At 59.8% G+C, this 20,755-nt stretch carries 19 protein-coding genes; 8 read left to right on the forward strand and 11 right to left on the reverse strand.

Features of this window, described 5'->3' with window-relative positions:
* From QCM77_RS23435 to QCM77_RS23450, 4 genes are all read right to left on the reverse strand, one after another.
* The coding region (locus QCM77_RS23435) for an alpha/beta hydrolase (protein WP_279685073.1) at positions 1 to 985 on the reverse strand (985 nt) is incomplete at its 3' end.
* A gap of 124 nt (positions 986 to 1,109) precedes the next feature.
* Positions 1,110 to 1,577, reverse strand: coding sequence for a cysteine rich repeat-containing protein (locus tag QCM77_RS23440; RefSeq protein ID WP_279685074.1), 468 nt, complete (start codon positions 1,575 to 1,577; stop codon positions 1,110 to 1,112).
* Between the two features lie 93 nt (positions 1,578 to 1,670).
* The gene (locus QCM77_RS23445) at positions 1,671 to 2,153 is read right to left on the reverse strand and encodes a DUF992 domain-containing protein (protein WP_279685075.1); all 483 of its coding nucleotides are present in this window, start codon (positions 2,151 to 2,153) and stop codon (positions 1,671 to 1,673) included.
* Positions 2,154 to 2,328: 175 nt separating this feature from the next.
* Positions 2,329 to 3,672, reverse strand: coding sequence for a TAXI family TRAP transporter solute-binding subunit (locus QCM77_RS23450; RefSeq protein ID WP_279685077.1), 1,344 nt, complete (start codon positions 3,670 to 3,672; stop codon positions 2,329 to 2,331).
* A gap of 318 nt (positions 3,673 to 3,990) precedes the next feature.
* On the opposite strand from QCM77_RS23450, the gene QCM77_RS23455 reads away from it, so the two are divergent.
* The 3 genes from QCM77_RS23455 (at position 3,991) to QCM77_RS23465 (ending at position 7,716) form a co-directional block, all read left to right on the forward strand.
* The gene (locus tag QCM77_RS23455) at positions 3,991 to 5,430 is read left to right on the forward strand and encodes a DUF1254 domain-containing protein (protein ID WP_279685158.1); all 1,440 of its coding nucleotides are present in this window, start codon (positions 3,991 to 3,993) and stop codon (positions 5,428 to 5,430) included.
* A gap of 57 nt (positions 5,431 to 5,487) precedes the next feature.
* Positions 5,488 to 6,993, forward strand: coding sequence for a DUF1254 domain-containing protein (locus tag QCM77_RS23460; protein WP_279685078.1), 1,506 nt, complete (start codon positions 5,488 to 5,490; stop codon positions 6,991 to 6,993).
* 288 nt (positions 6,994 to 7,281) lie between these two features.
* Positions 7,282 to 7,716 carry a DUF2721 domain-containing protein gene (locus QCM77_RS23465; protein WP_279685079.1) on the forward strand — a complete coding sequence of 145 codons (435 nt, stop codon included), beginning with the start codon at positions 7,282 to 7,284 and terminating at the stop codon, positions 7,714 to 7,716.
* Positions 7,717 to 7,762: 46 nt separating this feature from the next.
* Here the strand turns inward: QCM77_RS23465 and QCM77_RS23470 are convergent, their stop codons facing one another.
* The 3 genes from QCM77_RS23470 to QCM77_RS23480 form a co-directional block, all read right to left on the reverse strand.
* Positions 7,763 to 8,077, reverse strand: coding sequence for a hypothetical protein (locus tag QCM77_RS23470; protein WP_279685081.1), 315 nt, complete (start codon positions 8,075 to 8,077; stop codon positions 7,763 to 7,765).
* Positions 8,078 to 9,079: 1,002 nt separating this feature from the next.
* Complete coding sequence (locus QCM77_RS23475; protein WP_279685084.1) at positions 9,080 to 9,292, reverse strand: hypothetical protein; 213 nt, start codon at positions 9,290 to 9,292, stop codon at positions 9,080 to 9,082.
* Between the two features lie 829 nt (positions 9,293 to 10,121).
* Positions 10,122 to 10,610 carry a winged helix-turn-helix transcriptional regulator gene (locus tag QCM77_RS23480; protein ID WP_279685085.1) on the reverse strand — a complete coding sequence of 163 codons (489 nt, stop codon included), beginning with the start codon at positions 10,608 to 10,610 and terminating at the stop codon, positions 10,122 to 10,124.
* A gap of 198 nt (positions 10,611 to 10,808) precedes the next feature.
* Between QCM77_RS23480 and QCM77_RS23485 the strand changes: the two genes are divergently transcribed.
* Both QCM77_RS23485 and QCM77_RS23490 read left to right on the forward strand, forming a co-directional pair.
* Entirely contained in the window at positions 10,809 to 11,801 is a 993-nt protein-coding gene (locus QCM77_RS23485) for an NADP-dependent oxidoreductase (protein ID WP_279685086.1), read from the forward strand.
* A gap of 172 nt (positions 11,802 to 11,973) precedes the next feature.
* Positions 11,974 to 13,080, forward strand: a complete 1,107-nt coding sequence (locus tag QCM77_RS23490; protein ID WP_279685087.1) for an NADH:flavin oxidoreductase — start codon at positions 11,974 to 11,976, stop codon at positions 13,078 to 13,080.
* 232 nt (positions 13,081 to 13,312) lie between these two features.
* Here the strand turns inward: QCM77_RS23490 and QCM77_RS23495 are convergent, their stop codons facing one another.
* The 3 genes from QCM77_RS23495 to QCM77_RS23505 are packed head-to-tail and all read right to left on the reverse strand — an operon-like array spanning position 13,313 to position 17,168.
* On the reverse strand, positions 13,313 to 15,595 hold the full coding sequence (locus tag QCM77_RS23495) for a xanthine dehydrogenase family protein molybdopterin-binding subunit (protein WP_279685088.1): 2,283 nt from the start codon (positions 15,593 to 15,595) through the stop codon (positions 13,313 to 13,315).
* Between the two features lie 47 nt (positions 15,596 to 15,642).
* The gene (locus QCM77_RS23500; RefSeq protein ID WP_279685089.1) at positions 15,643 to 16,629 is read right to left on the reverse strand and encodes an FAD binding domain-containing protein; all 987 of its coding nucleotides are present in this window, start codon (positions 16,627 to 16,629) and stop codon (positions 15,643 to 15,645) included.
* Positions 16,626 to 17,168 (reverse strand): 2Fe-2S iron-sulfur cluster-binding protein, encoded by a 543-nt coding sequence (locus tag QCM77_RS23505; RefSeq protein ID WP_279685091.1) that lies wholly within the window; start codon positions 17,166 to 17,168, stop codon positions 16,626 to 16,628. The genes QCM77_RS23500 and QCM77_RS23505 overlap by 4 nt, the downstream gene beginning before the upstream one ends.
* Positions 17,169 to 17,341: 173 nt before the next feature.
* Here QCM77_RS23505 and QCM77_RS23510 point away from each other — a divergent pair, with 173 nt between their 5' ends.
* The 3 genes from QCM77_RS23510 (at position 17,342) to QCM77_RS23520 (ending at position 19,556) form a co-directional block, all read left to right on the forward strand.
* On the forward strand, positions 17,342 to 18,115 hold the full coding sequence (locus QCM77_RS23510; protein ID WP_279685092.1) for a helix-turn-helix transcriptional regulator: 774 nt from the start codon (positions 17,342 to 17,344) through the stop codon (positions 18,113 to 18,115).
* A gap of 748 nt (positions 18,116 to 18,863) precedes the next feature.
* Positions 18,864 to 19,166, forward strand: a complete 303-nt coding sequence (locus QCM77_RS23515; RefSeq protein ID WP_279685093.1) for a hypothetical protein — start codon at positions 18,864 to 18,866, stop codon at positions 19,164 to 19,166.
* Between the two features lie 156 nt (positions 19,167 to 19,322).
* Positions 19,323 to 19,556 (forward strand): hypothetical protein, encoded by a 234-nt coding sequence (locus QCM77_RS23520; protein ID WP_279685160.1) that lies wholly within the window; start codon positions 19,323 to 19,325, stop codon positions 19,554 to 19,556.
* A 26-nt stretch (positions 19,557 to 19,582) separates the two neighbouring features.
* On the opposite strand, the gene QCM77_RS23525 is transcribed toward QCM77_RS23520, so the two are convergent.
* Positions 19,583 to 20,542 carry a helix-turn-helix transcriptional regulator gene (locus tag QCM77_RS23525; protein WP_279685094.1) on the reverse strand — a complete coding sequence of 320 codons (960 nt, stop codon included), beginning with the start codon at positions 20,540 to 20,542 and terminating at the stop codon, positions 19,583 to 19,585.
* Positions 20,543 to 20,755 lie beyond the last annotated feature (213 nt).

The raw sequence follows: 20,755 nt of genomic DNA on the forward strand, positions 1-20,755 counted from the left end.
CCCGCGCTCGCGCCGTCTCCGCAACCCCGACCAGCTCCGACGACCCGAGCGCTACCAGCAGAGCACGCCGATCAAAGGGGTCCCTTTTGGATGCCGATAGGGGGTCCCAGTCGAACGCCGATTGACATCTATCTCGAGCAAGCTCACTTCGATATGGCTCCAGCTTCGGATCAATGTCCCCCAGTCGCGGCACATCTCCCCAAATTGTCTTGGAGAGACCAAGTGCCGCGTCATCCTGGGATACGAACAAGGCAATCCGCGGTCGCGCAGATCCCATGCGTAGGATTTGTGCGCGAAAGACGTCGACATCGACGTCCGGGGCCACGAGCAGGACATTCTTCAACTTGTCCGGCTTCGAACGAGCAGCGGCCAGTTCTCCACGTATCGATCGCCCGCGCAAAGCCTCCAGCGCCACCCAGTTTCCCATCGAGTGGGCCAACAGGGAAACCTCGGCGATAGCGGGATAGGCTGTTAGCGAGCCGAGCAACTCTTCAAGAGCGTCGCGTGAATAATTCGCACTTTCGCGGTCATACGTATAGGCGCGCAACCGTAGTTCGCCGCGGGAGGGCCAAGTAAACAGCACCGGAATGACGGGTACCTTCGAGTCATGGACGATTTGCGCAAACCGGTACACCGAATCATCGAAACGATTGTTGAACCCATGCACGAAGACCAACACTTTGCTCCGGCCCGACTTTTTGGCGAACGCAGCGATCGAAGCGGCGAAGGTTTGTTTCTCAATGTAGTCAGCTGACACCGTCATAAAGTTGGTGCGTGGATCTCCTGGAAGGGTCGTCGGCCACTGCACTTCTCCAATTTTTCGAGACGTGTCGGCGGGTATCGATATCGTAACGGCAGCGTAGGACATCGTAGCGGCACGCTCGCCACTAAACATTTCGCCGGGGTCTGTTGCTGAGCGCTGTCGTGTCGTGGCGACAAAGATAGGAACGATCGACGTTCCGGCGACCGTCGCGGTCGGTATCATGACGCCTTGCGAAGGGCGTCCAGCACAGGCGGCGAGAACTACAGTCAAGGCCATCGAAGCCGCGAAGATAATCCTCGACTGTTTCAACGCGATTCACCCCGAGCACAAGCGATGCCAGCAGCCATTATTTGGCCTCCGCCAGGGCTTCAACTTTCTGAATCGCATCCACACAGTCCTTCGATGCTGTGGATTTGTTTGTCATCAAGCAAGCTGCGATGCGGCCTTGACCCGGCACAGTCTTGCCGCAGACACCGGTGATTTCCGGCTTGCAAGCGATGACAGCCTCTTTCAGAGCGTCTGCGGCACTTTGCACGCTCGACGCTGTTTCCCCGAGCTCGTAGGTGCACTTGGGACCAATCTTGTCCTCATGGGCTTGCAGGCAATAGATCACGCGCCCCTGCCCCGGGGTCACGGATTTGCAATATTGCTTGATGTCGCGCCCGCATGCGCCCTGAAGCTGTGCAATCTTTGCTGTGAGCTTTTCTACGATCGTTTTGCCGATCTCCGCTTCTGCCGATGCGGAGCCGACCTCCAGAATCGCCAAAATCACCGAGAATCCGAGCGCGGCCAGAGCCTGCATTTTGATCTTCATCGAACGTCCTCTGATGACTTGCTTGGAGCGAACGGTGTCGCTGAATGCGGTCCGCTGATCAAGCGAACCAACGGTTATGAGACGGCCAACTCTTTATTGCGCGGACGCCAGCGTGAGGCCGGAGACGCCAAGAGAAAGATTGATCCCGACCGATCCTTCTACCGAGAGCGGCTGAAGTGCGATCGAGCGTCCAGTCCCGCCGAATAAAAGGTTTGCGCCGACGCCTACACCGACGCCTATTGCCCCACTCCCTCCAACGTAGGTGCCCGCGAGTCTACCCGGCGTGGGCCCGGAAGAAGGCGCGAATACTCCCCATGCCATAACGCCGCCAGCGGTGATGCCGATGTCGAGGCCGATCGTATTCATGACGCCGGCATAGGCTTCGGATTGGTAGGGACCGTTAGGCGTAAAGCGGCAGGCCATTCGCTGTTGAGACCCAAAGATCAGGCCGATAGACGGGGCCAATTTGCAGGTAAGCGAGCCAACATTTGTTCCTGGCGGCGCCTGCGCGGATGCCGGAGAAGCGGTCAGGCATGCGAGCGCAATCAGTGCCGGAACGATGCAGTTCTTGTTCATGGCTGACTTCCCGGGTGGAGCTCTGAGAGCCCCACCCTAGAAATTCGGTGTTGCTATGACTATGCAATTTCGACCCTTAGCTTGCCAGTCGGGAGGTCTACCTTGCAGAGCCTTGTCCATGCCGCCCCATGAGAACACAGCTCCAGGTACGGTTCTCAACTGAGAGCCCCTGCGCCTATTTGGCCTTCGCAAATTCTTCAACGGCCGGTGCCTTGCGAAGCAGCGTTCGGCGGTGGCCCATCAGATATTGCAGCCTATGAGCAGCGAGGCTCAGAGCGGCGACATCGGCATTGTCGGCGCCCTCACCGTTCGCGTTCCTGGCAAGCTCAACTTTCAGTATATCGTCAATCTTCTTCTCGATCTCCTGCAGTTCGGGCTCGCTCTCGGCACCCTTGATCTCACGGCCGAGTTCGTACAGCGGTTCAAGCATGCTCTTGGATGCAACGTCCGAGCCGGCGAAGCGCCAGGCTGCTACGACAATCGAGATCAGAGACCCAAGCAGCAGCGATACGTAATAGAGCTTGTCGTCATATTTATCGAGGAAGCTTTGCTGGTTGGCGTTGTAGTAGGTAGCGGCTCCCGGATGGATCGGTATGAACGCATCGGCATCCGTGCTGGGCGCACCGGCTTGAGCCAAAATCGGATATTGCGACAACAGATCCCTGCGAACGTCGACAAGCGATTGCGTCAGATCTGTAATCGTGTCGGCATCGACCGATTTGTTGGCGACAAGATAGAAGGAAACCCGCAGCGACGTGAGATCATCTGACGGCACCGGCGGGGCTCCGCGCAAAGTTCCCTTTGGAATGTCGTAGCTCTCATAATATTGCGCGACATTGGCGACCGCCCCGGCCGACTCGATTTCGATGAGCTTCGGAGCCGACCCCTTTCCACCATTCTGCTGAAACATTTCTCGGACTTTCGCCAGGTACTTCTCGGTAAGAGGAACAACAGCAAGCAGGGCGTGAACCTTTCCCGACGACAGCGCGGCCGCTGCCTCCCCAATGGCAACGTTCTGGAAGCTGACCTTGGCGCGATCGAACTGATAGACCTGCTTCAGGGCTTCGACGACTGTCCGATTAACGTCTCCTCCGATGACGCCAATGGTTATGTTGCGCAGATCGCCCAGGCCGTCGGCGCTCGCAGTCGACGGAGCCATGATCAGAACTACGCCGTGGGTCAGAAGAAGCACGCTGCGCGCGTCCGAAAGACCGCCGGTATCGCCACGAATTACGGCAAGATCGGCTCTGCCCCCAGCCAGCATCTCGGACGCTCCCGCGGACGTGCCCGCATTGACGACTTTCAGTCGGACATGAGCCCCCGATGCCGTCAGGCGGGCGGAGATCGCCGAGGTGAGCAACTGGGCTTCACCGTCAGACGATCCTGTGGCGACCGTTAGAAAAACGGGTTTGGCAAAATGGCGATAAACCAACCAGCCGCCGCCAATGATGGCAGCAGTTGCAACCCCGACAAGGACGATCCGGAGCCATCGCGGCAGGTTGGTGACGAGCTTCGTCATAGCATGCCCCGCGTGACCGACGCCTCTTTCGCGACGCTGAACTGATCTCAAGTCCAACAAGCGACAGGCCACACCCTTCATACGAACACGCGGGATTGTCGGTCTATGCAAAATCGGACGTCAGAGACATGCTCTTAATTTCGAACGGATTCCGCGGTTGTTTTCAGGTTTTGGGCCGATTGGCGGGCGCGGTGGCGCTCACGAATTACGGGATGACCGTTTTTGCATAGTCGCCGCAGCCGTGCGCCCGGTAGGCTTACTGTCAAGTTCCTCAAGCTGACACAGCAGCCCCGAATACATTTGAGAAGGGATGTTCACATGTTGACAAAACGCGATCTGCTTCGCTCCGCTGCGATGGCCGCGATTACCGTTCCATTGGTGAAGTCTGTCCCTGCGGGTGCGCAGAGCAAGCCCGAATGGCCTGACATCCGCGAGGCCAAGGCCATCGCCGAGGAAGGCTTTATCTACGGCCTGCCCATCGTGATGAACTACGCGGTCATGTACGAGTTCTCCGTGGACAGCACGAACAGCCAATTCAAGGCGCCGTTCAATCAGATCAAGAACCTGGCGCACGTCGCGACGTACAAGGACACCGCTGTCGTGACGCCCAACAGCGACACGCCATATTCCACTCTCTGGTTCGATCTGCGCGCCGAGCCGCTTGTCGTTTCGGTGCCGGCCGTGGAGAAGACTCGCTATTATACGGTTCAGTTGATCGACGGCAATACGTTCAATTTTGGCTATATCGGCAGCCGCGCGACCGGGAACGATGCCGGATACTACATGGTCGTCGGGCCGAACTGGCAGGGAGACACTCCGCCCGGAATCAAGAAGGTCTTCCAATCCTCGACCCAGTTTGCTTTCGCTGCCATTCGCACCCAGCTATTCAACACGGCAGACATGCCGAACGTGGAGAAGGTTCAGGCCGGCTACAAGGCGCAGCCGCTTTCGGCCTATCTCAAGAAGCCGGCGCCATCAGCGGCGCCCACGATCGAGTTTCCCAAAGCCGACGCCGAACTCGTGAAAAAGAATTTCTTCGAGTATCTGGACTTCGCGCTCCAATTCGCACCGGCAGGGCCGGAAGACGGCACTATTCGCGAGAAACTCGCGCGCATCGGTGTCGGCGCGGGCAAGACGTTCGCCTTCAAGGACCTTCCGCTCACCCACAAACTTGAAATCGGCCTCGGTATGAAGGACGGTGAGGAGAAGGTCGAGAAGTATCTCGAAACGGGCAGCAAGAACATCAACGGTTGGAAAGTTGGCTCGCTGTTCGGCGACCGACTGTTCTATAGCGGCGACTGGCTGAAGCGGGCTGCCGCAGCCAAGGGCGGCATATATGGCAACGACGCCGTTGAGGCCGTCTACCCGCTCACCAGAACGCTTGCCAACGGCGAGGTTCTCGATTGCTCAAAGCACAACTACTCGATCACATTTGCCGCCGGGCAATATCCGCCGGTGGAAGCTTTCTGGTCGGTGACCATGTATGACGGCAAGACGCAATTGCTCATCGAAAATCCAATCAACCGCTATCTGATCAACTCGCCGATGCTGCCCGGTATGAAGAAGAATGCAGACGGTTCTCTCACACTGCACCTCCAAAAGGAGTCGCCTGGCGGCGACAAGGAATCCAATTGGTTGCCGGCGCCGAATGGCGAAATCTACCTGGTCATGCGGCTCTATTGGCCAAAGACAGAAGCCCCATCGATCCTGCCACCAGGCTCAGGCACCTGGCAGCCGCCCGGCATCAAGGTAGCGTAATAATTTATTTCGGCCATGCGCTGATGCGGAGTGTCGGCTGCTGACGAGGAGAGAACGATGATACGCACGACGAGACTGCTTTGCACTACCGTCGCGGTGCTAATGATCGGCGCAGGGGCTGCGTCCGCACAGACCTACAAGATGACGACGCCTTTCGCATCGGGCGTCGCCGTGCCGGATCAGCTCGAGTCCTCGATCGGGACGCTGAATCTCAATTACGGCTACCCGTCAGCCGATACCGTTGAAAAAATCTACGACAACCTGGACCGTTCGCGCGCACTACAGGCTTATCTGCTCGCGATCCCAGTCGTAAATCAGGCCGGCATGCGCGATTCGCTGCGCAAGTTCGGACCTGATAACCAGACCAATGTGATCTGGGAAGGCTTGATGGATTCCAAGACCGTTGCGCTGACTGGCAACGACAACACGGTCTACAATTTCATGTGGGTCGACACGAGCAAGGGTCCGATCGTGGCCGAGATCCCTCCCAAGGTGCTCGGGACAGTGGACGACTTCTGGTACAAGTGGGTGGGCGACATCGGCTTCACCGGAGCCGACAAGGGCCAAGGGGGCAAGTACCTCCTGTTGCCGCCTGGATTCAAGGGTGACATACCGCCGGGTTATCACGTTTTGCGGCCGAGCACTTTCGGGAGCTACTTTGTCTTTCGCGCCTTCGTTGTGGACGGCTCCACCAAGCCCGCGATCGATTCGGTCAGGAAAGATCTGCGTATTTATCCCTTGGCCGAGGCCGCCAGCCCACCGCCAATGAAGTTTGTCAATGCCTCCGGAATTCCATCGAACTTTGTCTCACCGGGCGACTATTCGTTCTGGGCTCTGTTGAACCAGGTCATCCAGGAAGAACCGGCGGAGGGTTCCGATCCTACCACCTTGGGCCTGTTTGCCTCGATCGGCATCGTGAAGGGTCAGCCCTTCAATCCTGACGAACGGATGAAGAAGATCCTCACTGACGCTGCCAACATCGGCGCCGTGACGGCACGCACAATCGCATTCAAAATTCGTCCGAAGGATGCGTATTTCTATCCAGACAGTGCATGGCGCCTGCCATTTTTGGGCGGATACAAATTCGAGACGGCGCCGGGCGTCAGCAATCTCGACGGCGCAGTCTTCTACTATTACTTTGCCATCGCCGTGACGCCTGCAATGGAGGAGAAGATGGTGGGCCGCGGGTCTCAGTACCCCTGGTCGGTGCAGGATGCGAAGGGCAGTCCCTTTGATGGCGGCAAGAATTACAAGCTGCGCCTGCCGCCCAACATCCCGGTCAAGGATTTCTGGTCGGTTATCGTCTACGACAACCAGACCCGCTCGATGGTGCAAACCGACCAACAGGCCCCGAGCGTTAGCAGCCAGAGTAAGGGCGTCAAGACCAATGCAGATGGCTCGGTCGATGTCTACTTCGGACCGAATGCCCCTGCTGGAATGGAGAACAACTGGGTGCAGACGATTCCGGGCAAAGGCTGGTTCATGCTGCTGCGCCTCTATGGTCCGCTGGAACCGTGGTTCAACAAGACCTGGCGGCCCGGCGAGATCGAACTCGCGAACTGAGCATGGAAGATCTTCTCGAGCTGTGAACGATGCGTCCACTTCAGGCGCGCCTTTCATCGTACTCGCCGGCGGCGCGGTGACGCCCTGCACCCAACGGCCGCCGGATGCGTACATCGACCCGACCACTGCCTAGCCGGACGGCCATCTTTTATATAGCCGTCCGGCTCTACTGCTCAATCACAGAAGCGCGTTCGTTTCTACCGCTTGGCGAAAGAGATGGTAGCCGCCCGACACAAAGCGGGTTGACGGCGTTCAGATGTCTCTCGCACACGCAACAGACTGAGTGCAATGTATCAAGACACCCCAACCGTCACCCAGCTATCGCATGTGATCTCTCAGTCGGCGGCTCCAGCGTTTCTCCTGGGAGCGTTGGCCGCTTTCATTGCTGTCCTGATTTCCCGCCTGAATAGGATCATCGACAGAACGATCGTCCTGAACGGGATAGACGAGCAAGACAAGGTAAGGTCCAGGCTAAAACTCGATCTTCCGCGCCTAATGCGGCGTGCGGTGATGCTGAACCGGGCAATCTTCTGGGCGGTAGTTGGCGGTATCGCAGTGACGGCGCTGGTGATGGTCGCGTTCGCAAGCGCTTTCCTTCAGATACGGCACGAGCACGGTGTGGCCATTCTTTTCATAGTTGCCCTGGCCGCATTCGCCATAGCGCTGGTCGATTTTGCTCGCGAGGTGCGGATTGCGCTGAGCGAATTCGATCATTACGGTTGATGCAGGTGCCCGGTGCTACGGAAAGCGCCCAGGCTCGGCGTGAAGATCAGGGCTTGCGCACCCACTGATCCATCTGGAGGCACGTCAGCAAACTGACGTAGCTTGGCGTACCACCAACGGCCTCCTGGGCGGTGCAGCTTTCTTTCTGCGCCGCCGACATTTTCGACCAGAGCGCACCAAGCTGTCGCCGCGCCTTTTGCTCATCATTGATGCAACTCTTGAGAGACTGATCGACCGTGAGCCCCGCGGTAGCTGCAAGGTCGAGCTTGCAACTCCGGCCCACGTCGAACTTCGGCACGTTGTTGGCTGCTGGGACAAGCAATTGCGAACCCAGAATCATCATCGAGATCGAGATTGGCATGATGGCACCCGGCCTGTCTGAGGTCGCTCCCTGACCAGCTCCTTGCCCACCCTGTATCCAGTCGTGGGCTTTCGTCTATGCAATATCCGACAGGTCGACGGTCGACGTCTAACAGCAAAGGGGCAGCGGGGTCGATTTTGCATAGACAAGGAAGTACGGCCTCCTTGAGAATCTCGGACAATCAGGAGATGCGGACATGCGCCCCCAAATTGCACATTCGGCGATACTCATATTTTTCCTGTTGGCTTCAACCACAATCGCCCTTGCACAGACGGGCGAGTTCGCCGGTCAAGTTCCCGGTCCGATCGTTCATGAGGGTTGGCAGCTTCAAGACCAATTTCAAAATGCCCGATCGAAAACTTCCATCCTATCAGTGGCTCGCACAGCCGGGAGCAACGACGGCCGGCAGTCTGCGAGGCCGGCGGCAAGCGTCAAGTCCGCCAAGACAACGAGCGGCGGTCGATGAGGCTGTGGGAGCGGTCTGTTGTTGATCCGAGCTGATGAATTTTGCACGAGGTCTTGAACGCCGCGTGATCCGCCACTAGGCGTATTTCTTTTCTGCTCAGCCTGCCAAGGTGTTCTTCTAGTCAACCGCAACTGCGGCTGCCCAGCTGAAGTCATAATGAGCGCCCAACAACTTCATTGCGACAACAGCGACAAGAACGCAGATGATTTGCAACAACGTTCTGGTCGAGAACACGCTATTGAAGAGAGTCATGATGCCGCCTTCTAGCGCTGGTGACCGAGCCGGATTCCAAGCTTGAGCGCCTTTTGGCGGAGTGAGCCTTCGGAGCGCTTTGTGAGCTTCGCAATTCTTGCAACGGGAGTCTTCGCTTTCGAATGAGCGCGCAGCTCCTTCACGTCAGCCTTTGTGTACTCGCGACGCACAGGTTTCTTCTTCGCAGCCGTCTTCTTTGCCTTCTTCGCCACTTTTAGCTCCTCGATTCGAGAGTGGGCGTACTAGCACAGCCGCATTGAGGCGCAACTCTCCATCAGTTGACTCTATAGGCTGGTCCGATGCGTGAACTCGCTCATAATGTTAGTTTTTGCCGGCGATTTGATGCGGGAGAGATTCGGTCCCTGCCCGAGATTCAAGCACGCATTGATGCGCTGCTGGCGGCGGGTATGACCACCAGTGCTGCCAAATTCATCCACGACGAGCGCGGCAAGCAGAGGTTTGGAAAGGCGCTGGGCCGCGCGCTGGCGCGCCTTCACGCCGACCTTCGTCTTTTTCTTTGCACACGGGGCCAAGTGAGCACGGGGATGGCAGGCTACGAGCTTGCCAACAGCGCTTCCGGTCTGTCCGATTTGCACGCTACAGCGCGCAGGAGTTCGTCACCGCATCAGAGAGCGGTTTGTTTGGCACCGTAGGCGATATAGATCAACGCATCCCGCGCAATTGGGCTACGCGCAGATGGCATCGAAACAAGTCGGTCAAAGCCGGATTCGATTCCGGTCGGCGCGATTGTGAAGACCGAAACGGCATGCGGCGTGCCTGCTGCCGGGAGCCTGCTGTTTTATTTTTCCCAGCTAATAGCGCGCGTCATCTCTTTGGCATTTCTGTTGGTATCGGCAGCGATCGGCGACGAAAATTATCCGGAATTCAATTGGTTATGGTATTAGGCGATTCCGGCCAGGGGCACTAGGCTGAAAAATCTAATAAAAACAATAACTTAAGCCGTTGGTTCGATTCCATTTTTTTGGAATAGTTTTCAAGGATCGTTGAAAACACTGGTTAAAAAATGAGGTCCAGCCGTCCAACTTGTTGGTATTTTTGTTGGCATCGGGAAATTAAATGATCGCAGCGAATTTCGTTATTCCGAACGACGGAATCGAGCAGATGGCCCGCAGGAACGATGGCGCGGGCGCCAAACCAAAGCAGATCTGATCGACGTCGACTGCCGCGCCGCGCGACCGAAATTCGACATTGGCGACGGACCGCTTGCGCTTTTCGGCTCGCGCACGAAGCTGATGCAGCATTGGGCTGACCGCGCAGACGCCGCCCAGCAATAGCAACTTGGCGAAGGCCGCTTCGAGCCCGCGATCAGACTTTCTTCGACCGTGATATCGAACGCATTGGCAGTTTTTTGGCTCGGCGCGCTTCCAAAGTCAGATTGGCCAGGGTGAGCTTTCTCCCCCGCTCAGAGCGCACCTCGATGCGAGCAACGGGCGATTGATCCCGGCCATCCAGCATATCGGCTGGATAACCCGTCTTTGGAAACAGCCATCGGTCACCCCATTGCCGCAACGCTACAATGGTTGCGAATAGATCCTCACCCTTCTCCGTCAACACATACTCATGACGTTTGGCATCGCTATGGAGGGGGCGTCGTTCGAGAACGCCCCCATCAACGAGCTTCTTGAGACGAGTGGTCAGAAGATTGCGCGAGATTCCAATCCGCTTTTGAAAGTCATCGAAACGACTGACGCCGCCAAATGCTTCCCGCAGGATAAGGAGACTTCCCCATTCCCCTACCAGATCAACAGAACGTGCCATTGGACAATTGGCGTCGGCCCAGCTTTTTCGTTGCATGGGACATACTATCCGAGACCAAGCGCAAATTTAAACCTCTAAAATGATTCAAGCATTTCAATTCTTTAGTTGCATTATTGAACTTTTGCGAGTCAGAATCTCCATCTTTCCGAATAAATCGATTGCACGTCACGACGAACGACGTTATGAAAGTTCAATAACGAGACTAATACTTGTTACGTTTTTGGAGGAATTTTGATGCGTGCAGCGTTTGTGACCGGTTATGGCGACAATTCGGTTGTTTCGCATGGACAACTACCGGAACCCCTCGCTGGCCCGGACGAAGCCCTCGTGGAGGTCCGAGCAGCGGGTATCAATCCGGTTGAGATTGCCATGCGCGCCGGTCTATTCCATGCGGCGTTCCCTTTCATCTTCCCACAGATAATGGGTTTCGACATTGCAGGGGTCGTTCGATCGGCGCCCAAGAATTCTCCATTCAATGCCGGCGACGAAGTCTACGCGAGGCTTCCGAACCGCACCCTTGGTGCATATGCCGAGCGTGTTGCGGTGCCGCTCGACTTGCTCGCGCTCAAACCGAAACGGTTAAATTTCGCTGAGGCGGCGAGCCTGCCGACTGTTGCACTTACGACATGGCAGGCGTTCATCGAACGGGCGCGCCTCGCCAAGGGCGAACATATCCTGATCCAGGCGGGGGCTGGTGGCGTCGGATCGTTCGCAATTCAACTTGCCAAATATCTCGGCGCCACTGTAACCGCGACGGCGAGTGCCGCAAACCAGGAGCTGATGGCGGGTCTTGGCGCGGATCGCACGGTCGACTATGCCAAGGAGAAATTTGAAGATGCGGGACCGTTCGACGTCGTTTACGACGGTGTTTGTGGACCCTTGGTCGAACGCGGCATTGCAAGCCTGAAACCTGGCGGGCGGTATGTTGGTCTAGTCCGCATGGCGGACACGCAGTCCTATCGCGAAATCGGTTTTCCCGAGGCCGTAGCTGCCGGCGCGGCGGCCGGCGTTCAGGCTTATATCAAGCAGGCCCATGATCGAGGTGCCGAATTCCACGGACCGCTCACCAAGCCTGACGGAGCGCAACTTGCGGACATTGCGGCCATTGTAGATACGGGCGCGATCTCGGCAACGGTGACTGCCACATATGGGCTCGAAGGACTTGCGGCTGCGTATGACGCGCTCGCGACGGGCCGCACGCGCGGTAAACTCGTTGTCACCATATGATCCCTTGGCGGGCCGGTTTGCCTGATGCGCGCCAAGGTCGACAAGGACAACTCGTCCTTCGCTGAATACGAAGCCATCTTCAAGGCTCTGGCGCCCTGAAGACCACGCTGTACTCACGCAGCTGTGCCGCGGGCTAGGCGGCCGTCACAACTAAGCGCAGAGGAATGTAAATATGAGCATAGAGAGCTTGTTCTCGCCGTTCCGTATTAAGGGGCTTGAGCTGAAGAACCGCTTTGTGATGGCTCCCTTAACGCGTTCGTTTTCACCTGAAGGCGTTCCCGGGGATGATGTGGCTGGTTACTATCGCCGCCGCGCCGAGAACGAGGTGGGTTTGATCATTTCGGAAGGAACCGTCATCGACCGCCCGGCATCGAAGAATGATCCGAAGATCCCATTCTTCCACGGCGAAAAGCCTCTTGCGGGCTGGAAGAGGGTTATCGACGAAGTCCATTCAGTAGGCGGCAAGATGGGCCCACAAATATGGCACGTAGGCGCAATGCAGCATTCGCGCTTTACGCCGGGCGGGCCTGTTGACGCCCCGTCGGGCCTTTCAAAACCTGGCAAGCGTATCGCCGATCCCATGACCGAGGAGGCGATTGCCGACACCGTCGCCGCTTTCGCAAAGGCGGCAGCTGCCTCAAAGGCGCTTGGCTTCGATGTGGTCGAATTGCATGGTGCCCACGGCTACCTGATCGACCAGTTCTTTTGGACGGGTACAAATGAGCGCGGTGACGCGTTTGGGGGCGCTTCGATCAAAGAGCGCGCGAGATTCGCCGCGCACGCTATCAAGGCCGTGCGCCAGGCGGTCGGCCCGGACTATCCAGTCATTCTGAGGGTAAGCCAGTGGAAGCAGCAAGATTTCACCGTTCGCGTGGCGACCACGCCCGACCAGATGAGCGACTGGCTCAACCCGCTGGTGGAAGCCGGTGCAGACATCCTCCATTGTTCCATGCGTCGCTTCTGGCAACCTGAATTTCCTGAGATTGATGGTGAAGAGGGCCTGAGCTTGGCAGGTTGGGCCAAGAAGCTTACGGGCAAGCCGACTATAACCGTCGGTTCCGTTGGTTTGACCGGTGAATTCATCGCGGCGTACGGAGGCGAGAGCTCTAAACCCGCCAGTCTGGACGGGTTGATTAAGCGGTTTGAGCAAGGCGACTTCGATCTCGTGGCAGTCGGCCGCGCACTGCTCACCGATCCGGCATGGGTGAGGAAGATTCACCAGGGCCGCAACCACGAACTGATGGATTTTAAACGCGAAGACATGGCGGTGCTGACGTGATGCAACAGTCTGCAAATGTTGCCACGCACCTGGTTTGCCTTGCCAACGCTTATTACCGAAAGCCCGTTGAACACTGGCGCGATCGATGAAGAATGTGAGCAACGATTCGGTTTGTTTATCGTGCCGCCGCCGCCACGCTCCTGATCCCGGACTGACCGGTCGGCACACAAAGCAAGGCCAACAACGACAATCATTCGTCGTCAATTGGCGCCGGCTGTCCTGCATGAACTCGCTATAGCAGCTTGTCCAATGTGATCGGCAGGTCGCGAATACGACGGCCTGTCGCATTGAAGATGGCGTTTGCTACTGCCGCGCCGACTCCCGTGATGCCGATCTCGCCGATGCCACGTGCGCCCATCGGGGCGTGCGGATCGGGTATGTCGGTCCAGATCACCTCGATCTCGGGTACGTCCATGTGCACCGGGATGTGGTACTCGGCGAGGCTCGGATTCATGATGCGCCCGAGCCGCTCGTCGAACTGTGTCTCCTCCATCAACGCAAGGCCGATGCCCATGATGATGCCGCCGCGGAACTGGCTGGCTGCGGTCTTGGGATTGAGAATGCGACCGCAGTCAAACGAGCCGAGGAAGCGGCGCACGCGTATCTCCCCAGTTACCGCGTTGACAGCGACCTCGCAGAACATGGCGCCGTGGCTGTGCATCGACCAATGCTGCGACTCGAGTGGCGGCGGCGCGGTGCCCTCGACCACCAGTTCGTCCAGCTGCGCACGTGCCAGGATCGAGGCGTAGCTCTCGTGCCGGCCCGGCTCGTCTAGCTTGGCAAGACCGCCGTTGAAGCCACCCACTTCGTCTGCCGTCAGCCCGGCAAGTGGCGTATCGTTGCCCGCTAGCTTGAGCAGTTCTACCACCAGCTCCCGATGCGCGGCGATGACCGAGAAGCCGATCGAGGCGGTCTGTTGCGCGCCGGCGCCCCGTACCACCCCGGGCTGGAAACTGTCGCCATACCGGAAATCCACCTTGTCGAGCGGCAATCCAAGGCGGTCAGCGATCACCTGGGTGTGGGCCGTCATGGTCCCCATGCCCATCTCGTGCGCGGCGATCTCGACTGTCACACCGCCATCGCGTGACAGCGTCATGCGCGCTGCGCCGCCCGGCTCGCGGTAATAGGGGTAGGTCGCGGTGGCTACGCCCATGCCGATTTGCCACTCGCCCCCGCGGCGGCTGCCCGGCGCACCGCGCTGCGACCAGCCGAACCGCTCGGCACCGTCGCGGTAGGCTTTTTTCGTATCGCGCTGCGATGGCGGCGCGCCGGTCAACGGATCCGTCTCTGGCTCGTTCTTCAGGCGCAGTTCGATTGGGTCCATGCCCATCTTCACCGCGAGTTCGTCGATTGCGCTTTCCAGCGCGAAGGTACCAACTGCTTCGCCGGGCGCGCGCATGAAGGTACTGGCCAGCATGTCGACATAGGCGACTTCGAGGTGGAACTTGAGGCTGCCGCAGGCATAGGCGCTCATCACCGGCAGGATGAACGGCTCCGCCATTGATTTGTGCGGGCTGACCGCCACCGTCCCGGTATGGACCAGTGCGTCGAAGGTGCCGTCCGCCTGTGCGGCGATCGCAACGCGCTGCTCGGTCGGACCCCGGCCGCCAACGATGCGGTAGACGCCTTCGCGCGAGAGCATCATGCGCACCGGACGGCCGGACAGCTTGGCCGCCGCCGCGGCGAGCATCTGATGCCACCACAAGCACTTGCCGCCAAAGCCGCCGCCGACGAACGGCGAGGTGACGCGAACCTGTTCTTCCGCGATCCCGAACGCATGGGCGAGGCTCCAGGCGCTGTGCGCGACGAGCTGCGAAGCGTCGTGAACGTGCAGCGTATCCCCGTCCCACGCGACCGTGCAGGCGTGCAGCTCGATCGCGTTGTGGTTCTGGCGCGGGCTCGTGTAGCTGATATCGACCTTGTACGGCGCGGCGGCCAGCGCCTTATCCGTGTCTCCGCGTTCCATCTTGAGCGGCCGGCCCCCGACCTGGCCGGTCTCCGTGCCTTTGGCCTTGGCTTCGGCAAAGGAGGTGACCGAGGCCTCGGTCTCATATTCGAAGCGGAGCAGCGATCTGGCGTGATCGGCCTGTTCCTGCGTCCGGGCGAGCACCACCGCGATTGGCTGCCCGCTCCAGTGCACGCGGTCGTCTTGCATGATCGGCAGGTCGATGTTGCCCGCCGCTTTCGGCTGGGTCTTGATCAGCGGGACAACGGCCATCTTCGGCGCGTTGAGGTGCGTCATCACCAGCGTCACGCCGGGCGCGGCTTCGGTCGCCGCCGCATCGATCCGGCTGATGCGGCCCTTGACCACGTTGCTGAACGCGACCGATGCGTAGAGCATCCCGTCGAGCGGGAACTCGGCCGCGAACGGGGCCGCGCCGCGCACCTTGAGCGGACCGTCGAGCCGCGAGAGAGGCTTGCCGACATTGCCGTGCTGCTCGCGGATCAAGGGATCGGGCCGCCCACCGGGAATGAAGCTGTCCGGCGCGAGCTGGACCGCCTTCATCATCGCCATCTGCATAGCGCCCTGCACAGCGTTCTTGGCGTCCTCGAGAATGTTGCTCATGCTTCTGCTCCCGCCAGTTCCGAGAGCACGGCGGTGATCGTCCGCGCCGCCAGCTCGATCTTGAACCCATTGTGGTTGAGCGGCTTGGCGTCGGCCAGCTCTGCGTCCGCTGCCGCGCGGAATGCCATCGCATTTGCCGGGCCGCCTTTCAGCAGCGCCTCCGCCTTGGCCGCGCGCCACGGCTTGTGCGCCACACCGCCAAGCGCGAGCCGCACGTCCCTGACCATGTCACCATCGATCTCCAGCGCCGCCGCCACGGACACCAACGCGAAGGCGTAGCTGGCCCGGTCGCGTACCTTGCGGTAGCTGGAATGTGCCGCGATCGGCAATGCTGGCAGCTCGATCCCGGTGATCAGGTCGCCAGGTTCAAGCACTGTCTCGATGTCCGGTCGGACGCCGGGCAGGCAATGGAAGTCGCTCACTGCTACGCTGCGGGCTCCGCCCGCCCCGGTGATGTGGACCAACGCGTCGAGCGCGGCGAGCGCCACGCACATGTCGGACGGATGAGTCGCCACGCAGGCGTCTGATGCACCCAAAATGGCATGGATGCGGTTGAAGCCACCAATTGCATCGCAGCCCTCGCCAGGTGCGCGCTTATTGCAGCGCGAACCTTCGTTGTCGTAGAAATAGGTGCATCGCGTGCGCTGGAGCAGGTTGCCGCCGACCGTCGCCATGTTGCGGATCTGCGCGCTGGCGCCTGCCAGGATCGCGCGGGAAAGCACAGGGTAGCGGGTGCGCACCACGGGGTGTGCAGCGAGCGAGCTGTTTCTCACGCCCGCGCCGATCAGCAGGCCGCCGTCCTCGCGCTCCTCGATCGCGTCGGCCAGGCCGGTCACGTCGACCAGCGCCGTCGGCCGCTCGACCGTCTCGCGCATCAGATCGACGAGGTTGGTGCCACCGCCCAGGAACTTGGCGCCTGGCGTGGACGCCAGTGCGAGCGCCTGCCCCGCATCTCCCGCACGCGAATAGCTGAATGGGATCATTGCGCAAGTTCCTCAATGAGCGCGACGTCCGGCGCGCCGCGGGCGCTCCCGTAGACTTCGCTGATCGCGTCGATGATGCCGTTGTGCGCGCCGCAGCGACACAGATTACCGCTCATCCGCTCCTGGAGCTCGGTGCGGCTGATGGTGATGGTCTCGGCGGCAAGGTCTTCGGTCACATGGCTCGGGATGCCCCGTGCGATCTCGCTCGCCATGCCGATGGCGGAGCAGATCTGCCCCGGCGTGCAGTAGCCGCACTGGAAGCCGTCATGCTCGATGAAGGCCGCCTGCAGCGGGTGCAAGCTCTCGCCCTCGGCCAAACCTTCGACAGTCGTAATCGCGCGGCCGTCATATTGCACCGCCAGCGCCAGGCACGAGATGATCCGCTCGCCATCGACCAAGACCGTGCAGGCGCCGCACGCGCCCTGATTGCAACCTACCTTGGTGCCCGTGAGATGCAGATGCTCACGCAGCAGGTCGAGCAGCGAGGTGCGTGGATCGTCCGGAACGGACACCGTCGAGCCATTCACTTGGATGTACATATTCCGGCCTCCTTTGGAGCTAAGCCCACCGACCCGTTGGGAAGTCCGGCTGGAAGAGCCAGGACATGAGCCGGTTGATGCTTCCGGCGTTTTCTTTTAATCACCGGTTGCGCGTCGTGGCAGGACTAGTAGTATCCTAGGACTGCTAGTACCTGCATTCTGGGAACAAGGCCATGGCAGACCTCAGCCGAAGCGAGTTCGGCAACTTTCTTCGTTCGCGGCGCTCCAAACTTAACCCCAAATCGGTTGGTCTTCCCGATGGGCGAAGACGTCGCGCTCCCGGCTTGCGGCGCGAGGAAGTCGCCGAACTGGCCGGGATCGGGGTCGATTGGTACATCCGGCTGGAACAGGGACGGGCCGTCAGTCCTTCGGTCACCACAATTGACGCGCTGGCGCGAGCGCTGCGCCTCAGTAAAGTCGAACATGCGCATTTGCGTGCCCTGGCATCAGGAACCAATCGACGCCCCTTCACCCGGGAAACCGTTTCCGCAGCCCTTCGAAGCTTGGTCGAGTCACTCAATCAACCGGCTTACATCGCCGGTCGGCGGTGGGACGTTCTTGCCTGGAACAAGGCTGCCGCCGACATTTTTGGCTTTGATCGCCTGGCGGAAGAAGACTGCAACATTCTCGTCTGCGTTCTGCTCCATCCAGGATCGCGCCGGCTGTTTGGATCAAGCTGGGCCGAGGAGGCCAAGCGTGTCGTCGCGCGGTTCCGTGCGACCCACGATCTCTGGGCCGGCGATCCTGCATTCGTCGCGTTGCTGACGCGCCTTCGCGACGGCAGCCCTGAGTTTGCAGAATGGTGGGAAGCCCACGACATTCGAGGCGGCGTCGGCGGAATCCATCGCTTGCGACATCCAAAGAAGGGTATGTTGCGTTTTGCGCACGCAAGTTTCCAGCCGAATGATGATCCTGACCTGAAGCTCATCATATATACTCCAGCCTGAATTTATCTCGGCCTACCACTCGAAGTACTCCAAGTATCCCGCACAATTCGTCACCAACTTAGAGTCGTGTGTGTTTGCAAAGGTCCGCTTCGCGCCAGAAGCGACCCCTCGCAACTCAGAAGCGGCGCCGCCAGAAACGGCGCTGAGCACTGTGGCGACTTTTTCGAAATGACGCCTGAAACCAGAGCATCCGGCCGTACTGATTGCACGATTGCATTCTCGGCCTGAACCACAATTGTACAATTGTGTGGACATCGATTCCTGCATTATTGCTCCCCGCGCAAGCGTCAAGGCCCAACAGCGTGCTATCGCGCATCACGTAGTCCAAAATCGCGGGTTGGCGTACAAAATCGTGCGAATGGCGGAGAGAGTGGGAGTCAAACTCACGATTTTCAATCATTCCACTTCGAAGAAGACTGAAAGCTGCTGAGTAAGCGCTCGCCTGCCTCCACCAAATATTTCGAGTCTGAGCCGGGTTCGATTCCGGTCGGCGATTGTGGAGACCGGAACGGCATGGGCCCTGCCTGCTGCCGAGCGCTTGCTGATTTATTTTTGCGAGCTACTGCCGTCCGTCATTTTGTTGGTATTCCTGTTGGTATCCGCAGTAATCGGCGACTAAAACTATTGCAAATTCAACTCGTTATGCGACCAGGCGATTGTCGGCCAGGGGCACGGCTCCCCTCCCTAGCAAACGTCACATCCCCACTGTATAAGCCGGTAGCTTCTTCTCTGACTCGAGGGAGCTCGTATGAACGACCTGCACGCGTGGCTTTCCGAACAGCACCACGGCCTGCGAACCTTTCGTATCTTTCAGCAAAAGCTCGAGACGCTCGGCCGCGACGATCCCGCCCAGCGCGGCCTGTGCCGCTTGTTGAGCAGCCTCGTTGACAATTATGTCGAGGCCTTTGACGAGGCCCCGCTGCCGGTCGAAATCGCCGATGGTGCGTATCGGCGCCTGTTGACGCTGGTGGCGAGTATCGATCTCGAGGGCGACGCCGACCGCCGGCTCGCCGACATCAACCGCGTGGCGGAGAGCCAAATCTGGCAGTGACGTGGAAGTGCCGCACGCGGCTGACGTCGGCCCGGCCATGCTTTTTTACCCGCAGAAGACCGCATGCTGACGGGCCCGCTCGCCGCAGGCGTTCGACTTCGCCGAGCCAATACCTATATCGTGCAGCAACGGGTACCGATGCAGCGAGCAGCTTTGATGGCCAGGAGACGCACGACGGAAGCGGACGCCGACGATCTGCCCCGCTATTTCGTCTGGGTCCGCGGCCTCGATGGCCCGGAGCCGCAAAAATGGATGACGATGGATTTCGGCGTCGGCGACTGGAAGCGGCCGCTGGTGCTGGCCTGGCTGGATCTGCCGGAAGACGAGCGGCATCTGCCGCTGTCGGCGCTGGCGCGGCGGTATCCGCCGCCGCGGGTGGACGTTTCGTAAGGTGGCAACCTACGAAAATCGCCCCCTCACTTCCCCCTTACCGCGGTCGGCGTCAGGCCGAATCTCCTGCGAAAGCAGCGATTGAAATATGAGAGGTCGTTGAAGCCGCAGGCGAAGGCGATGTCGCTGATGCGGCCGTCGCGATGGGCGAGAAGATCGGCGGCCTTGCGCAGGCGCAGCTCGTTGAGGCGCGTGGTGAAGCTGGCGCCGGCCTCGAACAGCAGCTCGTTGACGTAGCGTTCGGAGAGGCCGGCGGCGGCGGCGAGCTTTTGCGCGGAAAAATCCGGCTCGTGGAAGCGCGCCTCGAGGATCGACAGAACGGCCTTGAGCCGCACCGCGCGCAGGCCCCGGCGTCGCGCGGCGACGGCGACATCGCTGCGGGCGCCGAGACCTATTGCGGCGAGATCGAGCAGATGGGCAGCGATCGCCATGCCGGCTTCGTCGACGGCTGCGGGATGGCGAAGCAGCAGGTCGCTGTAGTCCATCGCCAGCGACAGCGCGCCGCCGGGCTCGAGCTCGCAGCCAACGAGATCGTCCACGTTAGCGACCATCGCACGCAGCGTATCGACAGGCAGATGCACATTGGTGAAGCGCTTGTGGCTCGCGCCGTCGGCGGCGAAGAACGGCTCGTCCAGCTTGAGCAGCACCATCGATCCCGGCCGCATGGTGAATTCGCGACCGCGATGGACCACCTGCGAAGGGCGATCGCCCGTGTTGCGCGCGAGGCAAAAGCGGTCGTCGCCGGTCTCGAGCACCTGGCGCTTTTCGCGCCGGACCGTGACGAAGCTGCCGTCGCAGCGCCCGAGCATGGTGGTACCGATATGGATCGAGTTCATCGTGGCGCGAAACGGCACGTCGGACGCCGGATCGAGCTCGCCGGTGTTGGAGAAATGCTCGAACAACTCGGCGAAGCGGATGAAGCGCTGCCGGTCGGACAGGTCCTGCGGCAGCATGTCGGTCGAGAGCGCCTTCCTGATGACGGACATCGAAAGAACTTCCAAAAGGACTTTTGGGAAAAGCTCGTGCACGGAAGCGTGCCGCAGCCTGTCAGGCCTGAAATGAACGCCTGCCAAACACCGGCGCGCCGCAGGCTATCAGCACGCCAACGTGAATCAAGCTGCGCCGGTCAGTCCAAACCGCGCCGCCGCCGGCGCCGGATAGTCCAAGACGACCCGCACGGGCGGGCCCTATTGAGGCAG

Origin of the sequence: Bradyrhizobium nivariense (assembly GCF_029846695.2) — a bacterium.
Classification (GTDB): Bacteria; Pseudomonadota; Alphaproteobacteria; order Rhizobiales; family Xanthobacteraceae; genus Bradyrhizobium.